Genomic DNA, 6,926 nt, shown 5'->3' on the forward strand with positions numbered 1-6,926 from the left:
GCGTGACCGAAATGGAAAAATATACACTGTCTGCTCCGGCCCGCTTCACTGCTTGCTCCAGCTACTTGCGCATGGTTTCATCGGTGACGGCCACAGCGGCTCAAATCGGTGGGGCCGCGTGGCCAGGATAAACGGGGCCGAGCAAAAAAGCGAAGAAACCGAATTCGTTATAGCACCTATCCATTTCCTTTCAGCATCGCGACCGCATCGCTCTCAGACATCTGGAACTGCGCCCGGTGCCGTGCTGCCACATCCAGCGCAAACACCTTCGTATACACCTCCGTCGAGCTGATGCTCTTGTGTCCCATTAAACCTTTTTTCGGATCTGTACAGAAAAAGAGAGAAGAATACATATGTCTTACATCTGCCTATACTGAGCATATGTATATAGGCCAGGAGGAAGACATGCGAACCGTATCCATTTTTAAAAACGGCAATAACCGGGCCATCCGTCTGCCCCGCGATCTGGATTTTGAGGGGGTGAGCGAGCTGGAGATCGTCCGCGAAGGGGACAGTCTCATCCTGCGCCCTGCCCGGCCAACCTGGGGCTCGTTCGCGGAACTCGAAAAGGCCGATCCGGACTTTATGGTTGAGCGCGAAGACGCTGTCAGCGACGAAGGACGATTTGACCTGTGAAGAAGAGAAAAGACCGGATCTACATGCTCGACACCTGCATCTGCGCGTTCATCCTGCGCGAGCAGCCGGCCGTCGTGATAAAACGCCTGGAGCAGGCGGGGCTGCGCAACCACCGTATCGTGATCTCAGCCATTACTTATGCCGAAATGCGCTTCGGTGCCACCGGCCCGAAGGCCTCGCCGCGCCACGTGCAGCTGGTTGACGCGTTCTGCGCGCGCCTCGATGCCGTCCTGCCCTGGGATCGGGCGGCGGTGGATGCCACCACGGAGATCAAAGTGGCGCTGCGTACAGGCGGGACGCCGTTCGGCCCGAACGATACGGCGATAGCGGGGCACGCGATAGCGACCGGCGCCATTCTGGTGACGAGGAATGGGGGAGAGTTTGAGCGGGTGCCGGGCCTGAAGCTGGAAGACTGGGTGAAGTAGCTCCGGAAAATATCTATTTCCCGGCTTTCAGGGGTAATACAGCGGTCCACGATCAGCGGGATGGTTTTTGCCCGACGATAAATCGCCTTTAGATGTTTTAACAGACGGATATAAAGGCCAGAGCTTTTGCACAGCTCCCACGTCGCTGATATTACCGGTACGACTGCGTAACGTCCCGGCAGGATAATGGCGTCACCAGACGTTTCTGCTGACACGCCCCCGCAGCTGTTTAGCTATTTAACCGTGCCGGATCCACGTCGGCAGTACAACGTACGAGCTCACGTCGCAGGTGTGTTATCCGGTCCCGGGACTTAACCCGGCACGGCCACGAGCTTGCGTATATAAAGATCTGTTGCTAATTTTTCAGGGTATTCATTGGATTACAGATAGCATAAATTGAAGAGAAAATCGTTATTCTGGCGGTCAAAAACGTATATTGTTGCCGGATCATACCCGGCATTACGTTCCCGGCCCCTGAATAACAGAGACAGATGCTGAAACGGTGATGTTTCATTCAGGCTAAAAATGAATCAGGGGTTATGTATGTTTACAGATCTTCAGGGAAAAGTGGCAGCGGTAACAGGCTCCTCCAGAGGAATAGGGGCTGCAATTGTTACCCGCTTAGTTGAAGAAGGCATGAATGTCGTCATCAATTATTATTCAGACAAAGAAGAAGCGCAGGCGCTGGCTGATAAACTGAACGGCCTTAAGTCGGGAAAAACGACCATATTTGGCGGTGATATCAGTGATGAAAATACTGCCCATGATTTCGTTACGGCTGCGATAGATCATTTCGGAAAACTGGATTTGCTGATTAATAACGCCGGGATTGAAACTCAAAACCCGACGCACAGAATAAGTCTTGATGACTGGCGCAGGATCATTGACGTCAATCTTACCAGTTTTTTTCTCACCGGGAGATCTGCGCTTAACTACTTTTTAGAAAACGACATTAAAGGCAATATTATAAATGTGTCGTCTGTTCACGAGATCATTCCCTGGCCGACTTTCGCCAGCTATTCTGCCAGCAAAGGGGGAGTACGCATGCTGACTCAATCCCTCGCGCTGGAATATGCTGCAAAGGGCATCCGGATTAACGCTATTGGGCCGGGTGCTATAAACACGCCCATGAATCAGGATAAAATGAGCGATGAGACGTTACGTGTGGAGCTGGAAACACTTATTCCAATGAAGTATGTCGCTGAGCCAGAGGTTGTTGCAAATGTTGCCGCCTGGCTGGCTTCAGACCAATCAGCCTATATTACCGGGCAGACTATTTTTGTGGATGGCGGGATGACGCTGTACCCCTCATTCCAGGGTGGGAAGGGCTGAATCATGAGTGAAGTGAAATCTGTCACTTCACTCTTTCAGTCACCGCATAAGCGATCCCAGAAGTCCTGAGACAGGATAGTCGTCGGGCGTTTCTTCACAGACGAGTTACGCGCTGTGACAACAATTTATCGACTATATCTGCAAAATTGTCAGAAGAGGCAATAAATACGCAAATACCACGCGGGATAAGAGCAAGGCTTATGTAGCACACTTGTTATCTTGCCAGCCTGTATGCGCAGAGGCTCAGGCAGTTACAGCGTGCCGCACCTGTTGGAAGTACACTGTAAGATTGTCAAGTTGTATACCTTAGCGCAATTGCTGGACTGAACGTACCGGCTCTGAAAGTGGTACGTGGAAGACCAGTCTGATGAGATACATCGTCTCTGATGGTGAAAGAGTCAACATTGCCACAGAACGTTTATATTCATCTTTGTTTAAGACTGAAAGTCAGTTGCATCAAGACAATCATTTTCTTTTATAACATGTATATTCTGGTCAGTTGCAACTAAGTTTTGCAAGGTATGAGTGAGCTATTTTAAAGAATAAACAGGATGATGGGTAGCATCCACGTCATTCTACTTTCATTTAACGTAAATATTACGCCAAAAATATTTATTTCAAAAAGCAGTCTGGAAGTGAATGCAGCAATTATTTAATGCGTTCTGTGCACAAAAAACTAGAATATATCCTCAGTCCAGGGTATTCTCGATAGAAATAATAGGGGGCATTCGTTAATTAACTATATATCAGCAGATGTTTCACCGTCGGTAATGCATTTTAAGTCATAAAGGTTTTATCTGAAAGCTGTCCCGTTGTTGGTTGTGAATCCGAGGGGATCGCAGCTATATATTCTGCAATCAGGAGTCGAACTTTGTTGTAAAAAAGGTTTTGAAATTATTTTCCAGGGTAGGGAGGCATACATTCTATGCAATATGCACGAACGATGACAAAGAAAGACTGGCTTTATATTCTCCGACAGTTACGCCACAAAGAGTCACTGGAGAAAATCATAGATAAAAAAAACTACGAGCTCAGTGATGCTGAACTGGCTGTTTTCTGGGGAGCCGCAGATCATCGTCTGGCTGAGCTTATTACCGGAACTTTATACGACCATGTTCCAGTGGAGATATGGCGGCATGTCCGTTGATTACATCTTCGGGGTTATATTCATATTGTATTCATTTCTGAGATACCACGTCCTAAAATTAGCTGCATCCAGAGGCGGTGAAAACAGGTATCCCTGCAGTAGCATTACCTGATTATTCCTCATAAACAGGGCCTGCTTCCTGGTGCTGATACCCTCTGCAATCATGGTAAGTTTCAGTCTTTTACTGAGGGTGATAATGGCATCAAGCACTGGGGTGTCTCCGTTGGCAGAATCGATCGTTTCTGTGAAACATCTGTCAATTTTGAGAAAGTCTGCAGGCAGGATTTGCAGGATAGACAAGGAACAATAGCCGGTTCCAAAATCATCTATACCGACCTTTATACCTGCCTCACGCAACTGGGACAGATGGGTAACAGTTTTCTCTGTATTTTCAATGAGTGTGCGTTCGGTAATCTCCGCCACAAGGGATAACGAAGAAGGAATACTGTCACGAAATTCCCTCATATCCCCTATAAACTCTTCTCCGGCGAGGTGGTCCGATGCAATATTTATGCTCAGATGAAACTCTCCCGTGGGGATCCACTCTTTAACATCATTAGCAATAAGCCCCATCAGGTGACGCGTTAAGGGCCCCATCATTTTTTCTGACTCTGCCGCAGGAATGAACACGTCCGGAGGGATCAATCTGCCGTCATTTCTTCTCCAGCGCATCAGGGCTTCTGCACCATGGCAGTGTCCTGAAATATCACAGACCGGCTGATAGCAGACAAAAAACTCTCCTTCTGTTATTGCCCTGCTTATCACGGATGCAGGGGAAATACGGGCAGCGTGCCATCGTTTCCAGAAAGTACCTGACAGGAATGAAAATAAAAGGAATGCAGGAAGAATTATCGGGATGCCTTCAGTACTGAAGTAAAGCCAGCTACGGAGGGTCGAATAAGCCGACACCCTGATATCACCTGCCTGTATTTGTAGCGAGGTAAGAACGTCGTGGTCACCCCGGGGCCCCCCCAGGGTGACAGACCGCCCGTGCCCTGCCTGTAGTGCGTAGTTCAGGTGGGTATTACCGGCCATCACCTTAATCAGCTCCCGCATGTAACGGGTGTCCAGTACCGTATAGGCGTAAATATTTTCCTTCAGCATCCGGGTATAGACAATCACAGAGTCGCCGTGGCCGGGGTTCATCGAGATTGATGAGGCCACTGCCGGCATATTCCCGTCAGACACACTCACATCCGGAAAAATGCTTTTAACAGGCCAGGGTTTATTTCCGCTGAAGGAGGAACAGATTATTGTCTTGCCTGAAATGATCCCCGCGCTCCTGGTGTAGGGGGTTAGCGTTGCCAGAGATGTCAGCAACGGCAGGATTGTTTCGCAGTCATGAGCACCTGCTTCACTAATCCGACTAAGCGTGGCAGATGCTGGTTGATAGTATTCATCAGTAAGCCTGAGTATACCGTTCACACCGGTAGTCATTGCGCGGTACTGCATCCACAAACCCGAGCATATGAAAATAATACAGAGCATTACCGTTGCTCCGGCAAGGGTCATCCATAACTGAAATGGCCTGGGTGATATTGTTTTCATATGGCTCATTGGGGTTAACAAAGAATAAAACACTATCATAAATACAAAGCTGCAAAAATATCTATTTTTTTTAATGTTAACAGGCTGATGCTCACGCAGGTGATAAATACAAAATTGTGCAATTCATTCAGGTTTCAGTGATATGAGTTTACCTGGAACATCTCCCTCTCGTTATTGTCATTTATTCCCTCCCGCGCATTTAATATTTTCAAACTGATGCTTGATTAATACAGGCGACATCGATCGATTACCACCTTTTGATAGCCACAGACTATCGTGCGGTTATAATTGATCGTTTTTGACTATCCTTTGATTGTGTGTATAATGCTCAAAATACACTGTTGGTGCGAGAATTCTGGATATAAACAGCACCATAGCGTCTGACTGAGATTGTTTATTTTCATCTGTAGCCATTATTTTTTGCTCGTAAGTATCAGCCCGGTTTTTAATCCAGGGAAGGAGAATTACATGGATGAGTGCGCACGCTGGCCCGAAAATGAGCCTCTTTCTGGAAAGAGGTTCATGGCTATTGCTGAGATAGCGGGCAGAGAAAATCTTTACTTTTTTAATCTTGATGAATCTCCATTTTATGTATTTTTAATACAGCCTCAGATTTTTAATTTAAAAAGGGGTTTTATTATCTCCTACCAGGCGTTATATACATTGCCGCTCTTATTATTGACCGAGTTTGCCTCTGTATATGCCCTATTCCCCTCAGACTGCAGGCCTGAGCAGGTTGCCGGTGAGATTAGGCAGGCACCTGACAACGGAGAAAAAAATATCCAATACTCCGAAACCCGTTTTCTCACGCCTTTTGAATTCAGGCTTCTGCACTTATTCATGCGGGCAGTCAGTATGAAAGATATCCCCTGCACCATTCTATGCACGGCCTGCGTATACCAGGAGCTATCAGAGAAAATGCAGCTCACGCACAAGGGAATGTCCGTTTACATGAAGCGGTGCGGGATATGAAAAACGACGTGATGCTGATTGTATTGACTGCAAACCACTGGTTATACACGGGGCTTGCTGCACTGCTGCCTGAAATGGACTCCCTCCGTGTCGGGTTCAGTTCGCCATACCTGCCTCCGGAGGTCAGGGCTGCCGGGCGGGTCATCATCGCGGTGGACAGCCGGATTGTGCTCCGGGGGGAGTGGTCGGCCCTGAATACCCTTCATGCGCTTCGACCAGATGCCATCCTGGTCTGGCTGGCCTGCGAACAGAGCGGCAGGTTATGTCCGTTTGCAAATCAGAGATACCTCTGCGTTAGTCAGCGACAGGATATTACCTCGTTACGCCTGGCTTTACGTCAGTCAGGGCAATACTCGCAGGGAAAATTTGCCCGTATCAAAAATATTAACCTGACACTCACCGAACGTCACATGCTGCCGTTTTTTTTGTCAGGGATGAGCATTCATCTGGTTTCCCGTATAACCGGAAAACCCTTAAAGACACTCTACGCACATCGAAAAAAAATTCTTGAGAAGACCGGAATGCGGCAACTGGCATTTCTACAGTTTGTGAATGAACGAAACCAGGGATTACCAGGCATTTTTGGCTTAGAGGGCGTTAATAAATAGAAAACAAATTTGAAGCGGCTTGAGGATGCAAGAAGGAAGGGGGTAACCCCTCCCGATGCAAGCCTCCGTATCGCGCCGTGGAATGGTTTCCAGAGAAACGGCAGCTGACGCATCACGGCATTGCCACTTACAACCCCCCGTCCTCTGGAACTCACTTATTTGTACACAGCCGACGTCCGGACTGAACCGGCGTAATTTATGGAGTCATTTGTGAAGACATCATCCTTAGTTCCCGTGTCGCTGAGAATGCGATTATTT

Annotated in this window: 7 protein-coding genes and 2 pseudogenes; 6 read left to right on the forward strand and 3 right to left on the reverse strand. The window is 48.0% G+C overall.

The genetic code is table 11. From position 1 onward, the window contains the following. Window positions 1–176: 176 nt before the first annotated feature. Window positions 177–314, reverse strand: a pseudogene (locus AAIE02_RS23360) (phage integrase family protein); the annotation flags it as partial. A gap of 91 nt (window positions 315–405) precedes the next feature. Here AAIE02_RS23360 and vapB point away from each other — a divergent pair. Together vapB and AAIE02_RS23370 are read left to right on the forward strand one after the other, a co-directional pair. Next, window positions 406–636, forward strand: a complete 231-nt coding sequence (gene vapB / locus AAIE02_RS23365; protein WP_498533397.1) for a type II toxin-antitoxin system VapB family antitoxin — start codon at window positions 406–408, stop codon at window positions 634–636. Between the two features lie 23 nt (window positions 637–659). Beyond that, on the forward strand, window positions 660–1,061 hold the full coding sequence (locus AAIE02_RS23370; RefSeq protein WP_498533402.1) for a type II toxin-antitoxin system VapC family toxin: 402 nt from the start codon (window positions 660–662) through the stop codon (window positions 1,059–1,061). A gap of 17 nt (window positions 1,062–1,078) precedes the next feature. Here the strand turns inward: AAIE02_RS23370 and AAIE02_RS23375 are convergent. Beyond that, window positions 1,079–1,253: pseudogene (locus AAIE02_RS23375) on the reverse strand (IS630 family transposase); the annotation flags it as partial. A gap of 351 nt (window positions 1,254–1,604) precedes the next feature. Here AAIE02_RS23375 and AAIE02_RS23380 point away from each other — a divergent pair. Together AAIE02_RS23380 and AAIE02_RS23385 are read left to right on the forward strand one after the other, a co-directional pair. Further along, a complete protein-coding gene (locus tag AAIE02_RS23380) occupies window positions 1,605–2,393 on the forward strand; it encodes a glucose 1-dehydrogenase (protein ID WP_498533398.1) in 789 nt (262 codons plus the stop codon). Between the two features lie 943 nt (window positions 2,394–3,336). Continuing rightward, window positions 3,337–3,540: an Hha/YmoA family nucleoid-associated regulatory protein gene (locus tag AAIE02_RS23385; protein ID WP_034809945.1), complete on the forward strand. Its 204-nt coding sequence runs from the start codon at window positions 3,337–3,339 to the stop codon at window positions 3,538–3,540. Here AAIE02_RS23385 and AAIE02_RS23390 read toward each other — a convergent pair whose 3' ends face one another. Then, a complete protein-coding gene (locus tag AAIE02_RS23390) occupies window positions 3,541–5,088 on the reverse strand; it encodes an EAL domain-containing protein (RefSeq protein WP_498533399.1) in 1,548 nt (515 codons plus the stop codon). It lies immediately after the preceding gene. 468 nt (window positions 5,089–5,556) lie between these two features. Between AAIE02_RS23390 and AAIE02_RS23395 the strand changes: the two genes are divergently transcribed. Together AAIE02_RS23395 and AAIE02_RS23400 are read left to right on the forward strand one after the other, a co-directional pair. Beyond that, window positions 5,557–6,060 (forward strand): hypothetical protein, encoded by a 504-nt coding sequence (locus AAIE02_RS23395; protein ID WP_498533400.1) that lies wholly within the window; start codon window positions 5,557–5,559, stop codon window positions 6,058–6,060. Then, entirely contained in the window at window positions 6,057–6,668 is a 612-nt protein-coding gene (locus AAIE02_RS23400) for a transcriptional regulator (protein ID WP_498533401.1), read from the forward strand. The genes AAIE02_RS23395 and AAIE02_RS23400 overlap by 4 nt, the downstream gene beginning before the upstream one ends. Window positions 6,669–6,926: the final 258 nt, after the last annotated feature.

The sequence above is a fragment of the Cedecea sp. Ae19-4 genome (assembly GCF_059801165.1).